The 23,125-nt window shown below is 71.2% G+C and carries 22 protein-coding genes, 1 tRNA gene and 1 other RNA gene; 8 read left to right on the forward strand and 16 right to left on the reverse strand.

Going from position 1 to position 23,125, the window contains the following annotated elements; all coding sequences use genetic code 11:
- The first annotated feature begins 155 nt into the window (after window positions 1-155).
- Window positions 156-1,586: a type I glutamate--ammonia ligase gene (glnA, locus tag BH708_RS03730; protein ID WP_076806735.1), complete on the forward strand. Its 1,431-nt coding sequence runs from the start codon at window positions 156-158 to the stop codon at window positions 1,584-1,586.
- A gap of 290 nt (window positions 1,587-1,876) precedes the next feature.
- On the opposite strand, the gene BH708_RS03735 is transcribed toward glnA, so the two are convergent.
- The 4 genes from BH708_RS03735 to BH708_RS03750 all read right to left on the reverse strand — a co-directional run bounded on the left by BH708_RS03735 (window position 1,877) and on the right by BH708_RS03750 (window position 5,939).
- Window positions 1,877-2,359, reverse strand: coding sequence for a DUF4383 domain-containing protein (locus tag BH708_RS03735; RefSeq protein WP_076806737.1), 483 nt, complete (start codon window positions 2,357-2,359; stop codon window positions 1,877-1,879).
- A 276-nt stretch (window positions 2,360-2,635) separates the two neighbouring features.
- Window positions 2,636-4,294, reverse strand: coding sequence for an ABC transporter permease (locus BH708_RS03740; RefSeq protein WP_076806738.1), 1,659 nt, complete (start codon window positions 4,292-4,294; stop codon window positions 2,636-2,638).
- The gene (locus tag BH708_RS03745; RefSeq protein WP_083713247.1) at window positions 4,291-5,280 is read right to left on the reverse strand and encodes an ABC transporter ATP-binding protein; all 990 of its coding nucleotides are present in this window, start codon (window positions 5,278-5,280) and stop codon (window positions 4,291-4,293) included. Before BH708_RS03745 ends, BH708_RS03740 begins: the two co-directional genes overlap by 4 nt.
- A complete protein-coding gene (locus BH708_RS03750) occupies window positions 5,277-5,939 on the reverse strand; it encodes a TetR/AcrR family transcriptional regulator (protein ID WP_076806740.1) in 663 nt (220 codons plus the stop codon). The genes BH708_RS03745 and BH708_RS03750 overlap by 4 nt, the downstream gene beginning before the upstream one ends.
- Before the next feature lie 197 nt (window positions 5,940-6,136).
- On the opposite strand from BH708_RS03750, the gene BH708_RS03755 reads away from it, so the two are divergent.
- Both BH708_RS03755 and BH708_RS03760 read left to right on the forward strand, forming a co-directional pair.
- Window positions 6,137-7,477 carry a sensor histidine kinase gene (locus BH708_RS03755; RefSeq protein WP_076806742.1) on the forward strand — a complete coding sequence of 447 codons (1,341 nt, stop codon included), beginning with the start codon at window positions 6,137-6,139 and terminating at the stop codon, window positions 7,475-7,477.
- Window positions 7,474-8,097 (forward strand): response regulator transcription factor, encoded by a 624-nt coding sequence (locus BH708_RS03760; protein ID WP_076806744.1) that lies wholly within the window; start codon window positions 7,474-7,476, stop codon window positions 8,095-8,097. Before BH708_RS03755 ends, BH708_RS03760 begins: the two co-directional genes overlap by 4 nt.
- Window positions 8,098-8,149: 52 nt before the next feature.
- Here the strand turns inward: BH708_RS03760 and BH708_RS03765 are convergent, their stop codons facing one another.
- From BH708_RS03765 to BH708_RS03780, 4 genes are all read right to left on the reverse strand, one after another.
- Window positions 8,150-9,067, reverse strand: coding sequence for a PD-(D/E)XK nuclease family protein (locus BH708_RS03765; protein ID WP_076806746.1), 918 nt, complete (start codon window positions 9,065-9,067; stop codon window positions 8,150-8,152).
- Window positions 9,068-9,225: 158 nt separating this feature from the next.
- The gene (locus tag BH708_RS03770; protein WP_076806747.1) at window positions 9,226-12,345 is read right to left on the reverse strand and encodes a bifunctional [glutamine synthetase] adenylyltransferase/[glutamine synthetase]-adenylyl-L-tyrosine phosphorylase; all 3,120 of its coding nucleotides are present in this window, start codon (window positions 12,343-12,345) and stop codon (window positions 9,226-9,228) included.
- 41 nt (window positions 12,346-12,386) lie between these two features.
- Complete coding sequence (locus BH708_RS03775) at window positions 12,387-13,724, reverse strand: glutamine synthetase family protein (protein ID WP_076806749.1); 1,338 nt, start codon at window positions 13,722-13,724, stop codon at window positions 12,387-12,389.
- Window positions 13,725-13,874: 150 nt separating this feature from the next.
- Complete coding sequence (locus BH708_RS03780) at window positions 13,875-14,510, reverse strand: hypothetical protein (RefSeq protein WP_076806751.1); 636 nt, start codon at window positions 14,508-14,510, stop codon at window positions 13,875-13,877.
- A gap of 299 nt (window positions 14,511-14,809) precedes the next feature.
- Here BH708_RS03780 and panB point away from each other — a divergent pair, with 299 nt between their 5' ends.
- Window positions 14,810-15,622: a 3-methyl-2-oxobutanoate hydroxymethyltransferase gene (panB, locus tag BH708_RS03785; RefSeq protein ID WP_083713853.1), complete on the forward strand. Its 813-nt coding sequence runs from the start codon at window positions 14,810-14,812 to the stop codon at window positions 15,620-15,622.
- A gap of 140 nt (window positions 15,623-15,762) precedes the next feature.
- On the opposite strand, the gene BH708_RS03790 is transcribed toward panB, so the two are convergent.
- Window positions 15,763-15,966 carry a hypothetical protein gene (locus BH708_RS03790; RefSeq protein WP_076806752.1) on the reverse strand — a complete coding sequence of 68 codons (204 nt, stop codon included), beginning with the start codon at window positions 15,964-15,966 and terminating at the stop codon, window positions 15,763-15,765.
- Between the two features lie 38 nt (window positions 15,967-16,004).
- On the opposite strand from BH708_RS03790, the gene map reads away from it, so the two are divergent.
- Together map and ppgK are read left to right on the forward strand one after the other, a co-directional pair.
- The gene (gene map, locus BH708_RS03795) at window positions 16,005-16,892 is read left to right on the forward strand and encodes a type I methionyl aminopeptidase (RefSeq protein ID WP_076806754.1); all 888 of its coding nucleotides are present in this window, start codon (window positions 16,005-16,007) and stop codon (window positions 16,890-16,892) included.
- Between the two features lie 150 nt (window positions 16,893-17,042).
- Window positions 17,043-17,864, forward strand: coding sequence for a polyphosphate--glucose phosphotransferase (gene ppgK, locus BH708_RS03800; protein WP_076806756.1), 822 nt, complete (start codon window positions 17,043-17,045; stop codon window positions 17,862-17,864).
- Window positions 17,865-17,939: 75 nt separating this feature from the next.
- On the opposite strand, the gene rnpB is transcribed toward ppgK, so the two are convergent.
- An RNA gene (gene rnpB, locus BH708_RS03805) (RNase P RNA component class A) lies at window positions 17,940-18,304 on the reverse strand.
- A gap of 130 nt (window positions 18,305-18,434) precedes the next feature.
- Here rnpB and BH708_RS03810 point away from each other — a divergent pair.
- Window positions 18,435-19,211 carry a YaaA family protein gene (locus tag BH708_RS03810; RefSeq protein ID WP_076806757.1) on the forward strand — a complete coding sequence of 259 codons (777 nt, stop codon included), beginning with the start codon at window positions 18,435-18,437 and terminating at the stop codon, window positions 19,209-19,211.
- Window positions 19,212-19,215: 4 nt separating this feature from the next.
- Here the strand turns inward: BH708_RS03810 and BH708_RS03815 are convergent, their stop codons facing one another.
- The 3 genes from BH708_RS03815 to BH708_RS03825 are packed head-to-tail and all read right to left on the reverse strand — an operon-like array spanning window position 19,216 to window position 21,799.
- Window positions 19,216-20,064, reverse strand: a complete 849-nt coding sequence (locus BH708_RS03815) for a Nif3-like dinuclear metal center hexameric protein (RefSeq protein WP_076806759.1) — start codon at window positions 20,062-20,064, stop codon at window positions 19,216-19,218.
- On the reverse strand, window positions 20,061-20,525 hold the full coding sequence (gene sufU / locus BH708_RS03820; protein ID WP_076806760.1) for a Fe-S cluster assembly sulfur transfer protein SufU: 465 nt from the start codon (window positions 20,523-20,525) through the stop codon (window positions 20,061-20,063). The genes BH708_RS03815 and sufU overlap by 4 nt, the downstream gene beginning before the upstream one ends.
- Window positions 20,522-21,799 (reverse strand): aminotransferase class V-fold PLP-dependent enzyme, encoded by a 1,278-nt coding sequence (locus BH708_RS03825; RefSeq protein ID WP_076806762.1) that lies wholly within the window; start codon window positions 21,797-21,799, stop codon window positions 20,522-20,524. The genes sufU and BH708_RS03825 overlap by 4 nt, the downstream gene beginning before the upstream one ends.
- Before the next feature lie 158 nt (window positions 21,800-21,957).
- Between BH708_RS03825 and BH708_RS03830 the strand changes: the two genes are divergently transcribed.
- Window positions 21,958-22,251: a hypothetical protein gene (locus tag BH708_RS03830; RefSeq protein ID WP_157235727.1), complete on the forward strand. Its 294-nt coding sequence runs from the start codon at window positions 21,958-21,960 to the stop codon at window positions 22,249-22,251.
- A 71-nt stretch (window positions 22,252-22,322) separates the two neighbouring features.
- Here BH708_RS03830 and BH708_RS20090 read toward each other — a convergent pair whose 3' ends face one another.
- The 3 genes from BH708_RS20090 to BH708_RS03840 all read right to left on the reverse strand — a co-directional run bounded on the left by BH708_RS20090 (window position 22,323) and on the right by BH708_RS03840 (window position 23,070).
- Window positions 22,323-22,427: an ester cyclase gene (locus BH708_RS20090; RefSeq protein ID WP_216639497.1), complete on the reverse strand. Its 105-nt coding sequence runs from the start codon at window positions 22,425-22,427 to the stop codon at window positions 22,323-22,325.
- A 70-nt stretch (window positions 22,428-22,497) separates the two neighbouring features.
- Window positions 22,498-22,571: transfer RNA gene (locus BH708_RS03835), tRNA-Val, on the reverse strand.
- A gap of 79 nt (window positions 22,572-22,650) precedes the next feature.
- A complete protein-coding gene (locus BH708_RS03840) occupies window positions 22,651-23,070 on the reverse strand; it encodes a DUF3052 domain-containing protein (protein WP_076806764.1) in 420 nt (139 codons plus the stop codon).
- Window positions 23,071-23,125: the final 55 nt, after the last annotated feature.

Below are 23,125 nucleotides of genomic sequence, written 5' to 3' on the forward strand. Positions count from 1 at the left end.
GGGAGTCGTCAGCGATGCTCCGGGGGCTGCGGCGCTGCACCTAAACTTGATCACAACCGAGCACGGGACCGGCACGGACCGCCCGGCGCTCGCGACGGTGATCGCCCCTCGGGGACAACCAGATAGGCGCGCCCCATGGTGCGGATGGAGGAGACGTGTTCAACAATCCCAGCGAGGTCGTGAAGTACATCGAGGAGGAGGGTGTCGAATTCATCGACATCCGCTTCTGCGACCTGCCCGGCGTCATGCAGCACTTCAACATCCCGGCGAGCACCTTCGACGAGGAGGCCGTCGCGACCGGCCAGCTCTTCGACGGCTCCTCGATCCGCGGGTTCCAGGCGATCCACGAGTCGGACATGAAGCTCGTCCCGGACCTGGAGACGGCATACCTCGACCCGTTCCGGGAGCGCAAGACGCTCATCATCAACTTCTCGATCGTGGACCCGTTCACGGACGAGCCGTACTCCCGCGATCCGCGCACCGTCGCGTCGAAGGCCGAGGAGTACCTGAAGTCCACCGGCATCGCCGATACCGCGATCTTCGCGGCCGAGGCCGAGTTCTACATCTTCGACGACGTGCGTTTCAAGACCGGTGTGAACTCCGGCTTCTACAGCATCGACTCCGACGAGGCGGTGTGGAACACCGATCGCGACGAATCCGAGGTCGGCGGCAACCAGGGGTACAAGACGCGCCTGAAGGGCGGCTACTTCCCGGTGCCGCCGAACGATCAGATGGCGGACCTGCGCGATGAGATCTGCGCCGTGCTGGACGCCACGGGCCTCGAGGTCGAGCGCGCCCACCACGAGGTCGGCACGGCCGGCCAGCAGGAGATCAACTACCGCTTCAACACGCTGCTGCAGGCAGCGGACGACGTCATGAAGTTCAAGTACGTCGTGAAGAACACCGTGTGGGACGCGGGGCGCACCGCGACCTTCATGCCCAAGCCGCTGTTCGGCGACAACGGGTCCGGCATGCATACCCACCAGTCGCTGTGGAAGGACGGCGAGCCGCTGTTCTTCGACGAGCGCGGCTACGGCGGCCTCTCGGACATCGCACGCTGGTACATCGGCGGCATCATCGAGCACTCCCCGTCGCTGACGGCCTTCACCAACCCCACGGTGAACTCCTTCAAGCGCCTGGTGCCGGGCTTCGAAGCCCCTGTGAACATGGTCTACTCGGCCCGCAACCGCTCCGCCGCGATCCGCATCCCCGTCACCGGTGCCTCCGCGAAAGCCAAGCGCGTCGAATTCCGCGCCCCGGACCCGTCGGCGAACCCGTACCTGGCCTTCGCCGCACAGCTGATGGCCGGCCTGGACGGCATCCGCAACCGGATCGAGCCGCCGGAGCCCATCGACAAGGACCTCTACGAGCTGCCGCCGGAGGAGCACAAGCAGATCAAGCAGCTGCCGGAGTCCCTCGGCGCCGCGCTGGACGCCCTCGAGGCCGATCACGACTTCCTCACCGAGGGCGACGTGTTCCCGGAGGACCTCATCGAGACCTGGATCGAGCTCAAGCGCACCACGGAGATCGACCCGTTCCGCTACCGCCCGCACCCCCACGAGTTCGAGCTCTACTACGACATCTGAGGTTCCCGTCCAGGTCAGCGGGTAGGGCCAGTCCCGTTGTCCGCGCCGAGTCCTCACGATCTGCCTGCATCATCTCGAGGGCGGATCGTGAGGACTCCGCCGTCCCCGGCCCCATGTGCGCGTACACGTCCATGGTGGTCATCGCCGAGCCCTCCGGCAGTGCTTCGATCTCTCTCGCCGCGGGCCGGAGGGTCCGTTCGATCACCCTGAGGTCCGCGAACGCGCCGCCCGCCCGGCCCTCGCCCACGAGGCGAGTCGTCGTCGCACCGCACGGGAAGGACGACTCAGGGTCAACGGTCGGCCTCCGCCGCGGTGGGCGCGGCATGCCGCGGAAGAACCGAAAGGCCGATCATGGTGAGCGCCAGGACGAAGTGCAACCAGTCATCGGCGGTGTTCAGCGGCACGAAGTTCGCCGTCGAGCCCTTGTCGATGACGATGCCGTAGATCCACAGCACGGCGTAGACGACGCCGCCGACCAGCAGGTAGAGCCGCGCCGAGCCCGAGAGCCGTGACAGGATGAGACCGGCGACGCCGTAGAGCAGGTGGACGACGTTGTGCAGCGCGGACACCTGGAAGATGCCCAGCAGCATCGCCTCGGAGCGTCCGGCGATCCCTATCGAATCGAAGTTCGACGTCACGCCGGGGACGAACCCGGCGACGCCGACGGCGAGGAACACGAACCCGTACATCAACGCGGCGAACCGCACCGGAGATCGCCCGACGTCCTTGGTCCCTCGACGATGGGTGGGGCCGCTGGGAACTGGGATGTTCATCGATGATCCTCCGATCAGGAGTCTCGCTCAGGCACCGTGAGGCGGTGCCGCCGGCACGGCGCTCGCACCGACTCGAACCGCAACCGATCGAAACGGTCCGCTCCGTGTCCTGAGTCGTAGGCTACGTCCTCGCCGGAAGCCTTCAAGGGGTCCGACCGATCGGGTTGCAGCCTCCGCCCCCTGGACGCGTCGTTCAGGGGGTGAAGGATCGATGCCGGGCACGCCGGTGCCCTCTGAGCACCCCGCTGACTGCCCCGCCGACCACCCCGTCACCAGCTACCCCGCCACCAGGTCCCTCCGCCGCAGCGCGAGCAGTCCCACCACCGCCAGCACCACGGTGAGCACGCCCATCACCACCAGCGGGGTCGCCTCCATGTCCGCGTCGGGGACGAAGGGCACGTGGCGGAGCACGGAGAGGCTCCGCGCCCACTCCGGCAGCTGCAGCAGGTCACCGAGGAAGGTGTCCAGCGCCGCCCAGATCGCCACCAGCCAGGCGATGCCGGCCAGGCGCACCCGCAGTCCGTACAGCCCCAGGGTCAGCGCGCCGGTGACGGCGATGGCGGGAAGGTAGGCCAGGGACGCGAGGGTCGACTCCCCGATCCAGGAGGTCTCCCCCGTCGCCTGCCACACGCCGATACCGGTGCCGAGCCCGAGGAGCACCTGCAGGGCGAACACCTCCAGGGTCACCACGGCCACCCAGCGCAGGGCGACGGTGATCCGCCCGGTGCCGGCCAGGAGCGTCCCGGCCAGACGGCCCTCCAGCTCCTCGGACCTCAGCCGCAGGACTCCCGAGACCATCAGTCCCACGGGCCCCAGGGTGAGCATCAGCACGATGTACGCCGTGAACGAGGTCGTGAGGTCGTCGACGTCGATCGGGGCGAACTCCCCGATCGTCGGGATCTGATCGACCATGTCCTCGAGGGAGGAGGCCAGCGACCCGAAGGCGATCGCGAACAGGAACAGCCCGATCGCCCAGGTGACCATCATGGGCGTCACCAGACGCCGGGCCAGGCCACCGGGGGCCCGCAGCGCCGCGGAGGCCGCGTCGGGACCCGGTGCGTCCGGTCGCAGTCCGGAGCCCAGGTCCCGGCGACGGGACAGGACGGCTGCGAGGCCGACGAGCACGATGGTCGCGGCGAGGGAGAGCGCCAGCGGCCACCAGCGCACCTCGACGAACACCCTGGACTGCTGCGCCCAGGCCAGGGGGGAGAACCAGGACAGCCAGGACCCTTCCTCCTCGATCACATCGCCCACCCCGCGCACCAGGAAGGCGACGGCGAGAGATCCGAGGGCGAGGCCGGACGCGGTCCCGCCGTGCTCGGTCAGCTGCGCGGCCACCGCGGCGATCCCGGCGAACACGAGCCCGGTCAGGGCGGTCGCCATCCCGAGCACGATGCTGTCGAGCACGACTGCACCGGTGACCAGCACTGCGATGCTCACGGCAGCGCCGAGGACGAGGTTCGCGATCGCCACGACGACGAGCGCTGCCGCGGCCGGGGCCAGGCGTCCGGTGGGCAGGGAGCGCAGCATCTCCAGCCGTTCGGCCTCCTCCTCGATGCGGGTGTGCCGGACGGTCAGCAGGATGCTCATGATCGCTCCGGCCAGCAGCACGTAGAGGAACAGCTCGTTGGCGACCGCCGCCCACAGCGTGTAGTGATCGCGAGCGAAGGCCGGTCCGGTCATCAGCACGGCCGAGGGGTTGCCCAGAAGCGCGGCGCGGGCGTCGAGCGCCTCCTGGTCGGGATAGGCCTCCTTCAGCGCCACCACCGAGGCGGCGACGGAGACGACCATGGCCAGGACCCAGATGATGATCTGGCGGCGGGAGATGCGGCCGAACAGCCGCACGAGAGCGCCGATCCCGGTCAGCGGGGAGGCGGGACGCACGTCGAGCAGGTGGGTGTGGCGGGTCGGGGTCGTGCGGGCCGTGGCGGTCATCGTGGCCGCTCCTCGGCGGCGCGGGCGTCGGCTCCCGGATCCAGCTCGTCGCCGTAATGGCGCAGGAAGAGGTCCTCGAGGGAGGGTGGGGAGATCGTGAGGCCGGTGGCCTCCATCCGGGCCAGGACGGGCAGGACGTCGTGGACCGCGGCGTCGTCGACATCGAAGCGGACCCGGCCGCCGTCGCTGACGAGGTCGTGCACCCCGGCGGTCCTCTCCAGCGCGCCGGCGTCGGCCGCGGTGGTCGCGGCGACGGTGGAACGGGTGAGGTGGCGCAGCTGGGCGAGCGTCCCGCTCTCGACGTCGCGGCCGGCGCGGATGATGGTGACGGTGTCGCAGAGCTTCTCGACCTCCGCCAGGATGTGGCTGGACAGCAGGACGGTGCGTCCGGCCTCGCGCAGGCTGCTGACCTCATCGGTGAAGATGGCCTCCATCAGGGGATCCAGCCCGGAGGTGGGTTCGTCCATGACGTAGAGGTCGACGTCGCGGGAGAGGGCGGCGACCAGGGCCACTTTCTGCCGGTTGCCCTTGGAGTAGGTGCGGCAGCGCTTGGTGGGGTCCAGCTCGAAGCGCTCGATGAGCTCGTCGCGGCGGCGTCGGTGCGCGGCTCCCTTCTCGGAGGAGGTGAGCACGTCGATGGCCTCTCCCCCGGTCAGGTTCGGCCACAGGTTGGTGTCTCCGGGGACGTAGGCGAGGCGGTGGTGGATCTGCACGGTGTGGGACCACGGATCCATCCCCAGCACCCTGGCCGTGCCCGAGGTGGCCTTCAGCAGGCCGAGCAGGACGCGAATGGTGGTGGACTTCCCGGCGCCGTTGGGACCCAGGAACCCGGTGACCTGACCGGTGGGCACGGTCAGGGAGAAGCCGTCCAGCGCGCGGGTGGCGCCGAAGGTCTTGGTCAGGTCGCGGATGACGACGGCGGCGTCGGCGCTCGATGCGGTCCGGGCGGTGGCGCCCGTGGGCTCCGTGGGTTCGGTGCTGGTCATGATCTCTCCACGTCCGTCGGTGGCGTGGTCGTGGCGTCTGTGGCCGTCGTGGCCAGGTACGCGTCGAGCATCGAACGGTCCCTCAGCAACGGGACGGTGTAGATCTCGAGCAGCGGGCCGAGGATCCGCTCCGTGTACCCCCGCAGCCAGCCCGGCAGCTCCTCGAGGTCCATCCGGTCGCGCTGGGCGGGCAGCTGGAGCAGCAGCGCGCCGAGGGCCATCTCGGTGAGCACCTGCGCCCGGCCCTGCGGATCGCGGCTGGGTGTGATGGTGCCGGAGCGTTCGCCCTCGGCGAAATACGCGACCGTGGCGGCGGCGAAGTCGTCGACCAGCTGGATCGCCAGAGGACCGCCGGCCTGCAGACGGCGCAGCACGTACCCGACCACCGGGGCGTACTGCTCGGTCTGGGCGAGCTGGGTGAGCAGCTCCCCGGAGCCGCTCTGCACCAGACGGGACTTCTCCCGCCGCGTGACCTCCAGCGCCCGGGCGTCACAGGCCTCCAGCAGCGTCGCACGGGAACCGTAATGGTGGATGATCAGGCCTGCACTGACCCCGGCGTCCTCGGCCACCCGGCGCAGCGGTGCGCCGAGTCCGTCGGCCGCGAAGCGGTGCAGCGCGGCCTGCAGGATTCGTTCCTCGGCGGGGGCCGACTCTGCCATGGCTCTCCTTCGCAGGTACTCCCCGTCCGCGACGAGGAAGGGGGCCGACGGTGCACCGGCCGGGCACCGGCAGTGCACCGGCAGTGCACCGGACGAATCTGGCTGACCAGACGCCCACCAGGCTATACGTGTGTTCAATCCGGCACAAGGGTGGAGCGCTGGCAAGGGCCCCGGCTCTCACGGCTAGGGTCGTCGACATGAGCGAGCAGCAGGCGAGGGGCCAGGGTCTCCCCGCACGGAGAACCCCGGATGCCCCGGATGTCCCCGGTGCCCCGGAGAACGCGGACGCCCTGGGGACGGACCTCACTCCGACGCCCTTCGCCGCCGCGCTGCGCTGGGCCGTCCATGTCCTCGTCTACCTCATGGTCATGCTCGCGACCGGTCTCGCCCTGGCACCGCCTCCCTCGGCCGACGGCTGGATCACCGTCGCGCTGCTGGCTCTGTTCACCGCCGTGTACTCCCTCGGCGCCCGCCGCGCCCTGCGACACCGGGCCGGGCCCCAGGGGTCCTGGAGCGCCCTGACCTACCTGCTGCCCAGCATCGCGATCTGGTCCTGCACCTTCGCCGTCGGACCCGACGCCGTGTGGGTGGCCTTCGGCCTCGACTTCGCCGTGCTCTACGCGCTGCCGCTGATCGGTGGGCTGATCGCCCTCGTCGTCGTCACCGTGATCGGTGTGCTCGGGTACGGCGGGTGGTCCTCCGACCCCGTGCCCGGCGAGGTGGCCGGCCCCATGATCGGGGCGCTGGTCGCCCTCGCCGTCGTCGTGACGGTCCGAGCTCTGCAGCGGGAGGTGGACCGGCGCACCCGCCTCGCGCGGCAGCTCGCCGCCGCCCGCGACACCATCGCCGAGCAGACCCGTGCGGCGACCACCGCCGCTGAACGTGACCGCATCGCGAGCGAGCTCCACGACACGGTCGCCCAGTCCAACCTCTCGATCCACCTGCTGCTGGACGCGGCCACCGCCGCCCTCGAGCGCGAGGAGCCGGGCGAGGCCGGCGCCCTGGTGCAGGAGGCCCGGGCGGCAGCCGCCCGCACCGGCATGCAGACCCGTCGCTTCGTCGACGCCGCCGAGGTGGAGGTCCCCTCCGGTGCCGCGCTGCGCCACGAGCTGCAGCGCCTCGTGGCCGATGCCGCCACGGCCGGACGCACCCGGATCGACCTGCGCGAGGAGATCGACGACGAGGAGCTGGAGGCCCTGCCGCGCAGCACCGCCCGCGCCCTGCTGCGCCTGGTCGAATCCCTGCTGGCCAACGTCATCCAGCACGCCGACGCCTCGCGCACCATGGTCACCCTCGGGATCCACGAGGAGGAGCTGCTGCTGGACGTCGTCGACGACGGGCGCGGCTTCGACCCGGACCTGGTGGCCGGGTTCGGACTGCGCTCGGCGCGGGCGCGCGCCGCCTCCGTCGGCGGCAGGATGCTCATCGAGTCCGCCCCTGGCAGCGGCGCCGCCGTCCAGGTGGTGCTGCCGCTGTCCCAGGAGCCCCCGGCTCCCCCCGACCCCTCCGTCCCCACCGACCGCGAGGAGACCCCATGATCCGAGTGCTGCTGGCCGACGACCACGCGATCGTGCGCCGAGGCCTCGTCGCCGTGCTCGGCGCGGACAGCGAGCTGGAGGTCGTCGGCGAGGCCGCGACCCCGCAGGAGGCCGTGCTGCTGGCCCGCTCGAGGGCGCCGGACGTGGTGGTGCTGGATCTCCGGTTCGGGGTGGGGCAGCAGCGCGGCACCGACGTGATCCCCGATCTCCGACGGGCCCCGTCACGACCCGCGGTGCTGGTGCTGACCACCTACGACAACGACCAGGACGTCACCGCGGCGATGGACGCCGGGGCCGCCGGGTACCTGCTGAAGGACTCCCCCGCCGAGGAACTGGTGGCCGCCGTGCAGCGCGCCCGCAGCGGGGCCGGCACCGTGGACCCACGGATCTCCCGGCGGCTCCAGGAGCGCCCGGCGGACACCGCGCTCAGCGCGCGGGAGCTGGAGGTGCTCACCCGGGTCGCGGCCGGGCGCACCAACGCGCAGATCGCGAGCGACCTCTTCCTGTCCCAGGCGACCGTGAAGACGCATCTCGTGCACGTCTTCGACAAGCTCGCCGTCACGAGCCGCACCGAGGCGGTGGCCCGAGCCCGGTCCCGGGGGATCCTGCGACCGGAATGACGGGCCGACGCGCCCGGAGCCGGCGTCGATCGTCGGCCCCGCGCATCGGGGGTCAGTCGAGCGCGTCGATGCCGCCCTTGGCGCGCAGCAGGGACAGCAGCAGGTCCTTGGGCCCGGAGGCGGCCCCGAGTGCGCACTCGTCCGGCTCGAAGGACCAGGCGCTGCGCAGGGAGCGGAACACCTCGAACTCGGCGTCACCGGTGCGCAGAGGCACCGCCTGGTACCCGCCCGCCTCCGGAAGGTGGATGATGAACGCCCCGGTCAGCTCGGGCATCTCCCGCACGGCGCCGTCATCGTCCAGCAGCTGTTCGGCGCGGCAGACCGCCACCCCCTGCAGCGCGTAGTCACCCCGGACCTTCTTGGAGGTCTTGATGTCGGCGCTGAGCAGCGTGTTACCGATCCGCACGATCGCGTCGGTGGTCCCGGCGTAGCCGACGGTGTGGTTGACGACGGTCTGCTCGACCTCGACGAACTCGGGCTGGAAGGCCTCCAGGAAGCGCGCGTAGCCGTCCAGTCGCACATCCGCCCGGGCGATCAGCGCCCGGGGATCCTTCTCCGCCGTGAACGCTCCCTGCTCGGAGCGCATGGTCTCGGCGATGGCGCTGACCTCGTCGGCCGACGGGCGGGAGCCGCTGATCCCCCACAGCTCGCAGGCGGCATGGACCAGGGTCCCGAAGTCCGCGGCGCTGCGGGTGTACTCCGGAGCGGCGGCGGCGATGCGCTTCTGGGAGCCCCACTTGTCCCGGGAGACGCGGGAGATCTCCGCAGCGGCGCGGTCCGGGTTGCGGTCCAGCCAGGCATACATCTCCAGGGCGCGCTTCGAGGCCATGGTCGCGTACCAGCCCTGCAGGAAGTCCTTCGCGCGCATCCCCGAGACCGTGGTGATCGACGGGTACAGCAACGGGCCCTCGGGCTCGAGTCGGTACATGCGGCCGCGCGGGGTGTCGGCGCTGAGCGTGGGGGTGGTCATGGCTCCTCGGGAGCGCGCCGGCGGGCGCGGTGGACGGCGGGGACGGGGACGACAGGGACCACGGTACGACGCGACCGCGGTCCGCGGATGCTGCTGGGCCCGGACGCGCCGGAGGGTGCGCGCGGGTCACAGCCTCCCGACGGGAACCGGCCGCCTCGTCATTCCTCGCTGTCGAAGATGAGACGTTCGGCGATCAGCCGAGCCCGACGGGTCAGGCGCAGGTACCGCTCCTCGAGATCGGAGGCGGAGGTGTCATCGCCGTCGATCAGCCAGGCCAGGGCGAGCAGCTCGGTGCGGTCCGAGGGCAGCACATCGCCCTCGCGCCGCTTCCACAGGAACAGGCAGCGGCGCACCTGCCAGGCCAGGGCCCAGGCCTCGGTGAGCTCCTCCGTCTCGCGCCTCGTGAGCAGCTCCGCCTCGGCAGCGGCCTCGAGCTGGGTCAGGGTGTGAGTGGTGCGCAGACCCTCGACCTCGTGCCCGTGCTCCAGGGCGAGGATCTGCGCGCACCATTCGACATCGGTCATGCCGCCGCGGCCCAGCTTCAGATGCCGGGAGGGGTCCGCATTGCGCGGCAGGCGCTCCGACTCGACCCGCGCCTTCATGCGCACGATCTCCCGGCGCGAGGACTCGTCCAGCCCGCCGGCGGGATACCGGTGGCGGTCCATCTCCTCGATCAGCTCCTCGGCGACCGCGGCCGAGGCCACGACGGGGCGGGCCCGCAGCAGCGCCTGCTTCTCCCAGGTCTGGGCGTCGCGCCGGTAGTACTCGGTCCACGCCTCGAGGCTGCGGGCCAGCGGCCCGACCTTCCCCTCCGGGCGCAGATCGGCGCTGACCTTCATGTCCGTCCCGGCGGCGGGGGCGTTGAGGATCCGCTGCGTCTGAGTGGCCACGGCGATCGCGATCTCCCCGGCGCTGCTGCCCGCGCCCCGGTCGATCACCAGGAACTGCACGTCGGCGTCGGAGGCATATCCCATCTCTCGTGCCCCGAAGCTGCCCTGGGCGAGGATCGCCATCTCGATGCCGAGCGCGCGGGCCGGGTCCGAGCGTCGCTCCCGCAGCCGCTCGGCGGTGTCGATGTCGACCTCGTCGACCTCGTCGAGGGTCTCCGCGTCGTCATCGACCACCTCCCGTTCCCGCGCCACGACGTGGAAGGCGACGAGCAACCCGGCCTCGAGCACGGCCTCGGCCAGATCCGTCAGCGCGCGCGAGACCTGCGCGGGCGTGGCCACGCCCGTGAGGTGCGCCAGGGCGATGCGCAGCAGCTCCCGGCTGCGGGAGCGGCGCAGCACGTCCCGTGCGACCTCCACGGAGTCCACCCGGGAGATGACGGCCAGGAACTCGCGGCCCAGCACGTCGCGGGCCAGCGGCCGCAGCAGCTCGTCGCGGGCCAGCCAGCGCACCGCCTCCGGGATCTGCTCGAGCTGCTCGCCCACGAAGCGGCTGGCCGCCAGGACCCGGGTCAGTCGCTTGGCGGCGAGGCCGGAGTCGCGCAGCAGCCCCAGGTACCAGTGGGCGGAGCCGATCGTGTCCGAGAGGCGACGGAAGGAGAGCAGCCCGAGGTCGGGGTCGATCCCGTCGGCGAACCACTCGAGCATGGCCGGCAGCAGCTGGCGCTGGATCTTCGCGCGCCGCGAGATGCCCTCGGTCAGCGCCGAGATGTGGTTGAGCGCGCGGGTGCCGTCGCGGTACCCGATCGCGGCCAGGCGGGCGGTGGCCGATTCCGGGGTCAGGGAGATCTGGCCGTCGGACAGCTGCGAGGCGGTCACCAGCAGCGGTCGGTAGAAGATCTCCTCGTGCAGCTGGCGCACCCGGCGCCGGGTGCGGTTGTAGCGCTGGTGGAACTGGTCCTGGGTCAGCCCGAGGGTGCGGGCCAGTCGCCGCAGGTCGGCGCCCGAGGTGGGCAGCACCTGCGTGCGCCGCATCCGATGCAGCTGCAGCCGGTGCTCGATGCAGCGCAGGAACCGGTAGGCCTCGTCCATCTCGGCGACGTGGTCGCGGGAGATGAACCCGCCCTCCCCCAGCCGCGCCAGGGACTCCAGGGTGGAGCGGCTCTGCAGGCGGGGGTCGGTGCGGCCGTGGACCATCTGCAGCAGCTGCACGGTGAACTCGACGTCGCGCAGCCCGCCGGGGCCGAGCTTGATGTTGCGGTCCACTTCGCCGCGCGGGATGTGGGCGACGACACGACGGCGCATCGCCCGGGTGTCCTCGACGAAGCTGTCGCGGGTGGAGGCCTGCCACACCCACGGCTCGACCATCTCCTCGAAGGCACAGCCCAGGGGGGCGTCCCCGGCGGCGGCGCGAGCCTTGAGCAGGGCCTGGAACTCCCAGGAGTGCGCCCACTGGTCGTAATAGCGGCGGTAGGAGTCCAGCGTGCGCACCAGCGGACCGTCCTTGCCCTCGGGCCTGAGGTTCGCATCGACCTGCCAGAGGGACCCCTCGCCGGTCCGGTCCGAGGCGGCGCGGGCCAATTCCCGGGCCAGCGCGGAGCCGAGGGCGACCAGTTCCTCCTCGTCCGCCTCGCCGTGGTCGTCGCCGGCATTCTCCTGGGCCGGGGCGATGACGTGCATGACGTCGACGTCGGAGAGGAAGTTCAGCTCCCGCGCACCGGTCTTGCCGAGCGCGATCACGGCCCAGCGGATCTTCTCGTGCCCGGTCACCGCGGCGCGGGCGATCGCCCCGGCGGCATCGAGAGCCGCATCGGCGAGGTCGCTCAGCGCCGCCGAGACCTGAGGCTGCAGCGCCGTGGGATCGGGGGCGAGGACGTCGGCCGCCGCGATCTGCACCAGGCGCTCGTGGTAGGCGACCCGCAGCGCATCGCGCATCTCGCGCGCGCCGTCGTCCGCGACGGGGACGGGCGCCGACGGGTCCGCGCCCACGGCGCGCAGCAGCGCATCGCGCACGTCGGCGGCGCCGACGGCCAGCTGGTCGTCCCCCTCGCGCAGCGTCTCGAGGCTCTCGGGGTGGCGGGCGAGGAAGTCGCCGAGAGCGACCGAGGTGCCCAGCAGACGGATCAGTCTCTCGCCGTGGCCCCCGCTGGTCCCGACGGAGCCCAGGAAGTCGTCCATCAGGGCGCGCTGGCCCGATTCCTGGGCGGACTCGGCAAGGCGCAGCAGGCCGAGCACGGCATCGTCCCCGTCAGCCGTCGCGCCGAGGCGCTGGACCGCTCCCTTCCCGAGAGCGGCCAGGACCGGATCGTCCAGGAACCTCTGGACCCGGTCGGTGCGGCTGAACCCCAGGCGCGCGAGGGCACCGGTGGTGGTGGGTGGTTCGGTCGCCATCTCTGCCTCCTCCCTGCTCCTGACTCCTGCCCGCGGGGTGCTCAGACCCTGCTGAAGGTCGAGGCGAGCTCGTAGGCGGTCACCTGCTCGCGGTAGCGCTGCCACTCCTGCTGCTTGTCGCGCAGGAAGAACTCGAAGACCTGCTCGCCGAGGGTGGAGGCCATCAGCTCGGAGCTCTCGAAGGTCTCCAGCGCCCGGAACAGGTCGGTGGGCAGCGGTTCGATGCCCATCGCGCGCCGCTCCCGCTCGGTGAGGTCCCAGACCGCGTCCTCGGCGCCCTCGGGCAGCTCGTACTCCCCCTCGATGCCAGCCATGCCCGCGTTCAGCAGCACCGCGAGGGCGAGGTAGGGGTTCGCAGAGGAGTCCAGTCCGCGGAACTCGACGCGGGAGCTGGTGCCCTTGGTGGGCTTGTGGAACGGCACCCGCACCAGGGCAGAGCGGTTGTTGTGGCCCCAGCAGACGTAGCTCGGGGCCTCCTGCGCGCCCCACAGCCGCTTGTAGGAGTTCACCCACTGGTTGGTCACCGCACTGTACTCGGGGGCGTGGCGCAGCAGCCCGGCGATGAACTGGCGGCCCATCCGGGAGAGCCCGTACTCCGCGCCGGGCTCGTGGAAGGCGTTCCTGCCGCCCTGGAACATCGACAGATGGGTGTGCATGCCGGAGCCGGGCTGGTCGATCATCGGCTTGGGCATGAACGTCGCCACCTGCCCCATCGACAGGGCGACCTCCTTGACCACGGTGCGCAGGGTGATGATGTTGTCCGCGGTGGTCATCGCGTCCGCGTAGCGCAGGTCGATCTCGTTCTGCCCGGGCCCGTTCTCGTGGTGGGAGAACTCGACCTGGATGTTCATCGCCTCCAGGTGCTGGATGGCGGTGCGCCGGAAGTCCTGTCCCTGACCGCGGTGGACGTGGTCGAAGTAGCCGGCGTTGTCGATCGGACGCAGCCGCTCCCCCCGCCGGTACGGCTCATCGAACAGGTAGAACTCGATCTCGGGGTGGGCGAAGAACTCCAGGCCCTTCTCCTCCGCCCGGGACAGCGCCTCGCGCAGCACGCGGCGGGGATCGGAGGCGGCGGGCTCCCCGTCCGGAGTGAGCACGTCGCACATCATCCGGCCGGTGGCGTTGACCTCTCCGCGCCAGGACAGCAGCTCGAAGGTGGACGAATCGGGGCGCAGGATCATGTCCGACTCGTAGCTGCGGGTGAGCCCCTCGATCGTGGAACCGTCGATCCCGATGCCCTCGGTGAAGGCGGTCTCGAGGTCCGACGGGGAGATCGCGATGGATTTCAGCGTCCCGGCGATGTCGCAGAACCACAGGCGGACGAAGCGCACGTCGCTGTCGGAGACCTTCCGGATGACGTCGTCGTGGAAATGTTCCATGGGGCCAGTGTGCCTCAGGGACGACGCTCGTCGCCCCCGCCGGAAGCAGGCGGCACCACGGATCGCGGCATGACGGATGGGCGGCCCCCGGACGACCGAGAAACCGCCCGTCCGTATCGCATCGGCCGATCTCGGCCATCGGCCGACGGATCAGCCCGCGATGTACCACGTGCCGTCGTCGGCCTTCTCCATCCCGAGCTCGGTGCCGGCCGCCGAGATGGTGATCGACCCGTCGTCGTTGCCCTCCGCCTCGAGGACGTCCTCGGTGATCATGTCGACGACCTCCGGCGAGAACTGCTCCATCTGTCCGCTGGCATCCAGTTCCTCGACGCATGCGGCGAGGCCGTCGCCGCTGGCCGGCTCACCGGTGCTGGGATCCAGCATGACGCTGCACGCCGCTTCGGCGTCATGGTCACCGAGGGCCTCGAAGAACGTGAGCACCTGCTGCTTGGCGGCGCCGAGATCTTCCTCGGTCACCTCTGTGCCGGACGCGGCGTCATCCCCGCCGCCGTCCGTCGCGGCATCCTCACCGCCCTGATCGGTGGCGGCGTCGTCCCCGTCGGACGCGGCACCATCCCCTTCTCCGGCGGCGGCGTCCGCCCCCTCGTCCTCGGCGCCGGCGCCGTCCTCGCCCTCCCCGGCAGGCTGCTCCTCGCCCGCCGGGTCCTCCGAGCCGTCGTCGCCGCCCCCGAGGAGGCTGCCGCAGGAGGACGCTCCCGCCACGATGGCGAGGGCCCCCAGGCCTGTCGCCGCACCCCGAAGCGTCCTACGCATGATCGTCGTCATGTCCTGTTCCTCCCTCATCACCCACGTGGCGTCGGCGTCCGTCCCGACTCGTGAACAGAGTGCCATGAGTTCGGAGGTGTGGGTATGGGGAGAACTCCCCGCCCGGCCTGCGGGACATCCCCGGCGGGTGGCCCGGCCGGGCCGCAGCCGTCGCGGCGACGCGCGCAGCTCACCGGGGCGCCGCACGCGGATGGGCGCGGATAGGCTGGGTGCTCACCGGTCACGTCGGCCGCCCGGCCCGCGCAGGACCGGCGGTCCCCTCGGCCACCGTCTCCCTCGATCCGTCCAGGAGCATCATCGTGAACACTCCGTCCGGCCCCGCCAAGGTCCGCATCCGTCATCTGCACGACGCCAAGGACCGCGGGCGGCCGTTCTCGATGCTCACCGCCTACGACCAGTTCTCCGCCCAGGCCTTCGAGGAGGCCGGCATCGACGTGCTGCTGGTCGGGGACTCGGTGGGCACCACCGTGCTGGGGCACTCATCGACCACCGCCACCACACATCAGGACATGCTCACCTTCACCGGGGCGGTCGCCCGCAGCGTGCACCGTCCGCTGGTGGTCGCCGACCTCGCCTTCGGCACCTACGAGACCGGGCCGCTCGACGCCGTCCGGCACGGCGTCGAGCTGATCCGTGCCGGCGCGGAGATGGTCAAGCTCGAAGGCGGTCACGCGATCGCGCCGCAGGTCCGAGCGCTGGTCGAGGCCGGCATCCCCGTGATGGGCCACCTCGGTTTCACGCCGCAGTCGGTCAATGCCCTCTCCGGCCATCGGGTCCAGGGACGCGACGCCCAGGGCGCCGATCAGCTCGCCGAGGACGCGCTCGCGATCCAGGAGGCCGGCGCCTCCGCGCTCGTGCTCGAGCTGGTGCCGGCCTCGGTCGCCGCCCGCATCACCGAGGTGGTGCAGATCCCGACCATCGGCATCGGCGCCGGCCCCGCCTGCGACGGTCAGGTGCTGGTGTGGCAGGACATGGCGGGCCTCTCCGGCTTCCACGGCAAGTTCGTCAAGACCTTCGCGGATCTGCGCCGTGACCTCGCCCGTGCGGCCGAGCAGTACCGGATCGAGGTCGGAGAGCGCTCCTACCCCGGCGAGGAGCACTCCTTCGAGTGAGGAACCGCGCCCGAGCAAGGGACGGCGCTGACATCGACAGCGTCATGACGGGCGCCTCGGACCCGCCTGACCCGCGCACCATGACGATGCCGATCCGACCGTGGCCCATGCCGGTCTGGATCCGACCACGGTGTCCGCGCTCAGACCTGCTCGCCGCCGGCCGTGCCGTTCCAGTCGGCGTCGGCCTCGTCCCATTGATCGTTGCGGCCCTCCGCGATGCTCAGCGCGTGCTGCGCCGCCTCACGGGAGGCGTAGGGACCCATCAGCTCGGTCGCCGGGGACTGGCGGCCCTCCTCCACCGTCCGGGTGGTGAGGTTGTAGTAGAACTCCGTGGCCTGGTTCATGTCGGCTTCCTTCCCCTGTCGGTGAGAGACTGATGGGTATGACTGTAGAGCAGGTGTGGATCCGTCCTGAAGGCCGCGAGCTGCTGGTACCCGGCACGCCGGGTCCGCGCCGTGCGGTGCCCGCGCGCATCGAGCGCCCCGAGTACGTGGGCAAGGACGAGGCGGTCTCCGACTCCGGTCCGAAGGTGCAGAGCGCCGACGTGATCCAGCGGGTGCGTGAGGCCAGCCGGGTCGCCGCCCTCGCCCTGGACGCTGCCGGGGAGGCCGCCGTCCCCGGCGTGACCACCGATCACATCGACGGGGTCGTCCACGACGTGCTGATCGAGCACGGCGCCTACCCCTCGACCCTCGGCTACCTCGGCTTCGAGAAGTCCTGCTGCACCAGCCTGAACGAGGTGATCTGCCACGGCATCCCGGACTCGACGGTGATGCAGGCCGGCGACATCCTCAACGTCGACGTCACCGCCTTCCTCCACGGCGTCCACGGCGACACCAACGCCACCTTCGAGGTCGGCGAGGTCCATCCTGCCGCGCACGACCTCGTCGAACGCTCCCACGAGGCGATGATGCGCGGCATCAAGGCGGCCAGGCCCGGCCGCCAGGTCAATGTGATCGGACGCGTGATCGAGAAGTTCGTGGCCCGCCACGGCTACGAGTCGGTTCGGGACTACACCGGCCACGGCGTCGCCGAGGGATTCCACAACGGCCTGGTCATCCCGCACTACGACTCCGCGCCCCTGTTCGATGACGTGATCGAGGAGGGCATGACCTTCACCGTCGAACCGATGGTCACGATCGGCTCCCAGGCCTGGGAGCAGTGGGACGACGGCTGGACCGTGGTGACCAAGGACCGTTCCTACACCGCCCAGTTCGAGCACACGATGCTGATCACCGGCCAGGGCCCCGAACTGCTCACCGTCGTGTGAGGGTCGGGACCGGCTGCGGACACCGAGCACGGACCTGAACGCGGGACCGCGGCGTGTGCGCTGCGGGTATCGTGTCCACCGTGAGCGCCCCGGCGGCGCGGCGACCCGCCGGGCGAGATCGCGCCCGGCGCACCGGATTCAGGAGGGGCGATGGCGAAGAAGCACCGCAGGGCGTTCGGGATCGACATCGGCGGCAGCGGCATCAAGGGTGCCCCGGTGGACCTGTCCACCGGTGAGCTGACCGCGGACCGGGTACGGATCCCCACCCCGCAGCCGTCGCTCCCGGATGCCGTCGCGGACACCGTCGCCGAGCTGATCTCCTCCTTCGACCTCGAGGACGGGATGCCGGTGGGGGTCACCTTCCCCGCCGTCATCCAGCACGGCGTCGCCCAGACCGCCGCGAACGTCGACGACTCCTGGATCGGCACCGACGTGGACGCCCTGCTGACCGAGCGCACCGGACACGACGTCTTCGTGGTCAACGACGCCGATGCCGCCGGCATCGCCGAGATGGATTTCGGGGCGGGTCGCAAGAAGAAGGGCGCGGTCCTGGTGATCACGCTGGGCACCGGGGTGGGCAGCGCGATGTTCGTCGACGGCACGCTGGTGCCCAACGCCGAGCTGGGACATGTGCTGCTGCACGGCGACTCCGCCGAGAAGTACATGGCCAGCTCGATCCGGGAGCGCGAGGACCTGGACTGGGAGACCTGGGCGGGCCGGCTGCAGGAGTACTTCTCCCACATCGAGTTCCTGTTCAGCCCCGACCGCATCATCGTCGGCGGCGGGGTCTCGAAGAAGCACAAGGAGTTCCTGCCGCTGCTGGACCTGAAGACCAGGATCGTGCCGGCGAAGCTCCGCAACGAGGCCGGGATCATCGGGGCCGCGTCCCTGGCCCGTCAGGAGCAGAAGGCACTGGCGAAGAAGGCGAAGAAGCTCGCCGAGAAGGCCGAGAAGAAGGACGCGAAGGCATAGTCCCGGGCGGGGACGACGAGACGTCGCCGCGGGACCGCGCTCGATGAGTCGGCGCTCCCCGGTAGACCCCGGGGGCGGACCAGCCGGCCTGTAAGCCGGGTTCTGTGATCGGCAGCCATCCCTCTCGGATCGCCGTTGCCGACGACCTCCAGCGGTCCACCCGGGAACTCGGGCCGGCGCCCTCGAACGTTCCCTGTCTGACCTTGCTCCCGGTGGGGTTTACCGTGCCGACCTCGTCGCCGAGGCCGCGGTGGTCTCTTACACCACCCTTTCACCCTTACCGCCGGTGCCCCGCAGGGCGTCGGCGGCGGTCTGCTCTCTGTGGCACTGTCCCGCGGATCGCTCCGGGTGGGTGTTACCCACCACCGTGCCGGATGGAGCCCGGACTTTCCTCGACACCGGGGCGTGAGCCCCGAGGTCGCGACTGCCCGGCCGACTGGTCCACCGACGAGTCTACGCCGACCGGACCGGCTGACCGGGCACGTCCCCGGGCTCCGGAGCGCTGCGACGTGCGGAAGATCTCGCCGCCTGCTCCCGGCCCGCCGCGAGGGCACGGCCCAGAATGGTCAGGTGCTGATCCTGCTGCCGCCCTCGGAGACCAAGACCCGCCCCACCGATGCCGGGGCCGGACCCCTGGAGCTGGAGGCGCTGGGTCTGCCGCAGCTGACCGAGGCGCGGAGCGCCGTCGTCCGGGCCGCCCGGCGCACGGCCGCCGGGAAGGACGGCGCCGCGAAGCTCGGTGTGCCGGTGTCCTCCCCCGAGCTCGTCGAGCGCATGGCGCAGATCGACTCCGAACCGACCGCCGTCGCGCTGTCCGTCTACTCCGGAGTGCTGTACGACCAGCTCGACCCGGCCCGATCGCTCCCCGCCGATCGCCGTGTGCTGGTCCAGAGCGCTCTTCTCGGGCTCATCGACGCCGGCAGCGACCGCATCCCGGCGTACCGGCTCTCCGCCGGCTCCACCCTCTCCCGGCTCGGGAAAGCCGGCTCCTGGTGGGCGTCGCGCCTGAAGCCGGTGGCGGCGCAGCTGCGCCGCGCACAGGCCGAGACCGGTGCCCCCGTGATCGTCGATTGCCGCTCCGGCTCCTACCGCTCCATGATGGTGGTGCGCAGCGGCGACGGCGTGCGGGTGCTCGACGTGTCCCCGGTCCAGGAGCGCTCCGGGACGCGCAAGGTCATCTCGCACGACGCCAAGCGGTACCGCGGACTGGTCACCCGCGCGCTGCTGGAGGCCGGGAGGACGCCGGCCTCGGCCGACGAGGTCGTCGACATCGTCCGTGCGGCCCTCCCCACGCTGCACGTCGAACTCGAAGGGGACCGTCTCGTCGTCGTGGACCAGGTGGGCTGAGCTCTCAGCCGGAGCGACCGCCCCAGGGGTCGCTGGTGTGCTCGCTGAGCAGCACCTCGAGGCCGGGCACGGACTCGGTGAGCAGGTCACGGGCCAGCGGCAGCCAGAGCGCCTCGCTCGCCGCATGCGGCACGTCGATCAGGGCCGGGACCGCGGCAGGGTCCGCGCTCGCCTCGACATGCTCGAGGGCGGGATGGTGGCGCAGGTCCGAGGTGATGTAGGCGTCCACTCCCGCGGCGGCGGCCTGCTCGAGAAAGGAGTCCCCGGCCCCCGGGCACACGGCCACCCGACGGACCTCGCGGTCACCGGGCCCGGTGTGCAGGATCCCGCGGGCGGTGACCGGGACGAGGTCGGCGACGGCGCCGGTGAGCGCGCCGACGGTGGTCGGCTCCGGGAGCTCGCCGATCGCGCCGAGGCCGAACAGCGTCGAGCCGTGGGCCCCGTCCTCGGCCTCCCGCGCGGGGGCCAGGGGCCGGGCACCGCGCAGATCCAGCGCGCGGGTCCAGGCACCGACGGTGCCGCGGGTGGAGCGGTCGACGTTGGTGTGCCCGCACCACAGGGAGACCCCGGCACGCAGCAGGTGCGTGACGACCGCGCCCTTGCCGTCGTCGGCAGGCAGGAAGCTGGCGCCGCGCAGCAGCAGCGGATGGTGGGTGACCAGCAGCTCGGCGCCGCGGTCCACGGCCTCGCGCGCCACGTCGAGGGTGGGGTCCACGGCGAGCAGCACGCGGTGGACGGCGGCCCCGCGCTCCCCCAGCACCAGACCGACCCGGTCCCAGTCCTCCGCCCAGGAGAGCGGGTACGTGTCCTCGAGGACCCCGGTGACGGAGCCGACGCTCGCCCTCGCGCTCATCGTCCCGCCACCTCGCGGGCCTCGACCAGAGCGGCGCGGTAGGCCTTCCAGGGCATCAGCACGCACTTCACGCGAGCGGGGAACTTGGCGGCGCCGACCAGCGCGACGCCGTCGCCGATCAGGTCCTCGTCCCCTTCGACGGTGCCGCGGGAGCGCATGACCTCCTCGACGTGCTCGCGGACCGGTTCGACCTCGGCGACCGTGCGGCCGATCAGGAGGTCGGCCATGATCGAGGCGGCCGCCCGGCTCATGGCGCAGCCGATCGCGTCGTAGGAGACGTCCTCGATCCGCTCGTCCTCGCCGACGCGGGACAGCTGCAGACGCAGGGTGATCTCGTCGCCGCAGGTGGGGTTGACGTGATGGACCTCGGCGTCGAAGGGTTCCCGCAGACCGGCGTGCAGGGGACGCTTGTCGTGCTCGATGACCAGCTCGGTGTACAGGGAGTTCAGTGCTGCGTTCATGACAGGGACCTGAAGAAGTCGGAGGTGCGGGCGACGCCGTCGACGAGGGCGTCGACCTCGGCGGCGGTGGTGTGGACGGAGAAGCTGGCGCGGGTGGTGCCGTGCAGACCGTAGCGGCGATGGAGGGGCCAGGCGCAGTGGTGGCCGACCCGCACCTCGATGCCGAGCGAGTCGAGCACCTGGCCGACGTCGTGGGGGTGGCGGCCGGCGAGGTCGAAGGAGACCGCGCCGGTGCGCTCGGGGGCCAGGGCAGGGCCGATGATCCGCACGTCGTCGAGGGCGGCGAGCCCCCGCAGCGCTCGCTGGGTCAGGGCGCGTTCGTGATCGGCGACCTGCGCCATGCCCAGCGCGGAGAGGTAGTCCGTCGCGGCGGCGAGGCCGACGGCCTGGCTGATCGGCGGGGTGCCGGCCTCGAAGCGGGCCGGGGGCTCGGCGAAGGTGGAGTGATCCAGGTGGACCATCTCGATCATGGAGCCGCCGGTGAGGAACGGGGGCAGCGCGGCGAGGTGCTCGTAGCGACCCCAGAGCACCCCGATGCCGGTGGGGCCGAGCATCTTGTGGCCGGACAGCGCGACGAAGTCCGCCCCGATCTCGGCGAGGTCGAAGGGCATGTGGGGCGCGGACTGCGCGGCGTCGACGACGGTCAGGGCGCCGATCGCGCGGGCCGCCTCGAGCAGACGGGGCAGCGGGTTGATGGTGCCCAGCACGTTGGACTGGTGGGTCAGGGCGACGACCTTGGTGCGCTCGGTGAGCAGCAAGTCCAGGTCCGTCAGGTCCAGGGTGAAGTCCTCGGCCATCGGGATCCACCGCAGGGTCGCCCCGCTGCGGCGGGCGAGCTGCTGCCAGGGCACGAGGTTCGCGTGGTGCTCCATCTCGGTCACGAGGATCTCGTCGCCCTCGCGCACCCGCAGGTGATCGGGGGTGGAGCTGTCCCCGTCGCCCAGGGAGTGGGCGACCAGGTTGAGGGCCTCGGTGGCGTTCTTGGTGAACACGACCTCGTCCGGGGAGGGAGCGCCGAGGAAGGCGGCGACCCGTTCGCGGGCCCCTTCGTAGGCGTCGGTCGCCGCGGCCGCCATCCGGTGGGCCCCGCGCTTGACGGCCGCGTGGTCGCGGGTGAGGTAGTCGACCTCGGCGTCGATGACCTGCCGGGGGCGCTGCGAGGTGGCGCCGCCGTCGAGGTAGACCATCGGCGTGTCCGGATCCAGCATGCGGTCCAAGATCGGGAAGTCCCTGCGGATCGCCTCGACGTCGAACTCTCTGCTCGGTGCACTCACCTGCGCGGTTCCTCCTCGGTTCGGTGCCGGTCGCGGCTGCTCGGCCTGGTGGGCAGGATCCGTCGGATCCGCCCGTCGGGCCATGGGGCGGCCCTGTGGTCCGGCCGGCGCGAGCGCCCCTGCCAGTATAGGAACCATCCAGAGTGCGGAGCCGGGACGTGAGATCCTGGTCGTCCTTGCTCGTGACACGTGGTGGAGGAGTCCTCATCGACACCCTGATCCTGCTCCTGTTCGGCGTGACCGCCCTGGCCTTCCTGACGGTCGCGGTGATCCGGATGATCACGCACCAGCGTCGGGAGAAGGAGAGGGCGCGGGCCGACGGCTTTCCCTCCGGGGAGCGTCCGCGCACCGAGGAGCAGAAGGGTCGCGACAAGCAGACCGCGATGATCTGGGGCTGCGCGGCCCTGGCGGTTCCCGCTGTGCTGGCCCTCGCCTACTTCTTCACCCGCTGAGGCATCCGGCGCGCGGGAACACGGTCCCGCCTCCGCCGACGCCCTGTCGGGCACCCAGTACGTCAGCCGGGTCAGGTCGTGTGGTCGGAGATCTGTGCGAACAGTGATGCGGTGTCGGTGACGATCCACTCTTCGACGATCATTCCGTCGTCCAGGCGATAGTGCTCGTCGCTCATCACCTCGAGGGCTCTGCACACCTCTCCCGCTCCCGCCTCGTGGCTGGCGGGACGGGGTTCTTGTATCAGGTGGGTCGTGAGGGGCTCGAACCCCCGACCTTCTGGGTGTAAACCAGACGCTCTGACCAGCTGAGCTAACGACCCGGGCAGGGGCATGGCCCCCGGTGCTCCCCGACGGGGAGCCCCGTCCGCCCCGGACCCGGAGCGGTGATCACCGTGATGATCAGGAGGTGCGGCTGGCCAGGCGGGTGCCGGTCCAGTCCGGGGCCAGGCTCATGGAGCTCATGACCCGCAGCCCGGCGATCCCGGCGCTCTCCTGGACGTCGCCCGGGGCGACATGACCATCGCGCCCAGCCTTCGGAGTCAGCACCCACACGGGTGCTCCGGGGGCGAGGGTGGTGAGGGTGTCGACCATGGCATCGGTCAGGTCACCGTCCCCCTCTCGCCACCACATGATGACTCCGTCGACGATCTCTTGGCTGTCCTCGTCCTCGAGGTCCTCGCCGAGGAGGTCCTCGATGGCATCGCGCAGGTCGTGATCGACATCGTCGTCGTAGCCGAACTCCTGCACGATCTGGCCCGGGGTGAAGGTCAGCACTTCGGCAGGAGAGCTGGACGAAGTGGCGTCGGCCGACGGTGACAAGAAAGAGCTCCTTACAGGAAAGGGACATGCTGAGGGACATGCTGGATGTGCCAGC

The organism is Brachybacterium sp. P6-10-X1 (genome assembly GCF_001969445.1).
Taxonomy (GTDB): domain Bacteria; phylum Actinomycetota; class Actinomycetes; order Actinomycetales; family Dermabacteraceae; genus Brachybacterium.

Coding starts and splice junctions, on each gene's coding strand:
- BH708_RS03760 (WP_076806744.1), top strand. CDS start 7,474: ATGATCCGAGTGCTGCTGGCCGACGACCACGCGATCGTGCGCCGAGGC.
- map (WP_076806754.1), top strand. CDS start 16,005: ATGACTGTAGAGCAGGTGTGGATCCGTCCTGAAGGCCGCGAGCTGCTG.
- BH708_RS20090 (WP_216639497.1), bottom strand. CDS start 22,427: ATGAGCGACGAGCACTATCGCCTGGACGACGGAATGATCGTCGAAGAG.
- BH708_RS03790 (WP_076806752.1), bottom strand. CDS start 15,966: ATGAACCAGGCCACGGAGTTCTACTACAACCTCACCACCCGGACGGTG.
- BH708_RS03775 (WP_076806749.1), bottom strand. CDS start 13,724: ATGGAACATTTCCACGACGACGTCATCCGGAAGGTCTCCGACAGCGAC.
- BH708_RS03815 (WP_076806759.1), bottom strand. CDS start 20,064: ATGAGCGCGAGGGCGAGCGTCGGCTCCGTCACCGGGGTCCTCGAGGAC.
- BH708_RS03735 (WP_076806737.1), bottom strand. CDS start 2,359: ATGAACATCCCAGTTCCCAGCGGCCCCACCCATCGTCGAGGGACCAAG.
- BH708_RS03745 (WP_083713247.1), bottom strand. CDS start 5,280: ATGACCAGCACCGAACCCACGGAGCCCACGGGCGCCACCGCCCGGACC.
- sufU (WP_076806760.1), bottom strand. CDS start 20,525: ATGAACGCAGCACTGAACTCCCTGTACACCGAGCTGGTCATCGAGCAC.
- BH708_RS03780 (WP_076806751.1), bottom strand. CDS start 14,510: ATGACGACGATCATGCGTAGGACGCTTCGGGGTGCGGCGACAGGCCTG.
- BH708_RS03755 (WP_076806742.1), top strand. CDS start 6,137: ATGAGCGAGCAGCAGGCGAGGGGCCAGGGTCTCCCCGCACGGAGAACC.
- BH708_RS03770 (WP_076806747.1), bottom strand. CDS start 12,345: ATGGCGACCGAACCACCCACCACCACCGGTGCCCTCGCGCGCCTGGGG.
- BH708_RS03765 (WP_076806746.1), bottom strand. CDS start 9,067: ATGACCACCCCCACGCTCAGCGCCGACACCCCGCGCGGCCGCATGTAC.
- BH708_RS03750 (WP_076806740.1), bottom strand. CDS start 5,939: ATGGCAGAGTCGGCCCCCGCCGAGGAACGAATCCTGCAGGCCGCGCTG.
- ppgK (WP_076806756.1), top strand. CDS start 17,043: ATGGCGAAGAAGCACCGCAGGGCGTTCGGGATCGACATCGGCGGCAGC.
- BH708_RS03740 (WP_076806738.1), bottom strand. CDS start 4,294: ATGACCGCCACGGCCCGCACGACCCCGACCCGCCACACCCACCTGCTC.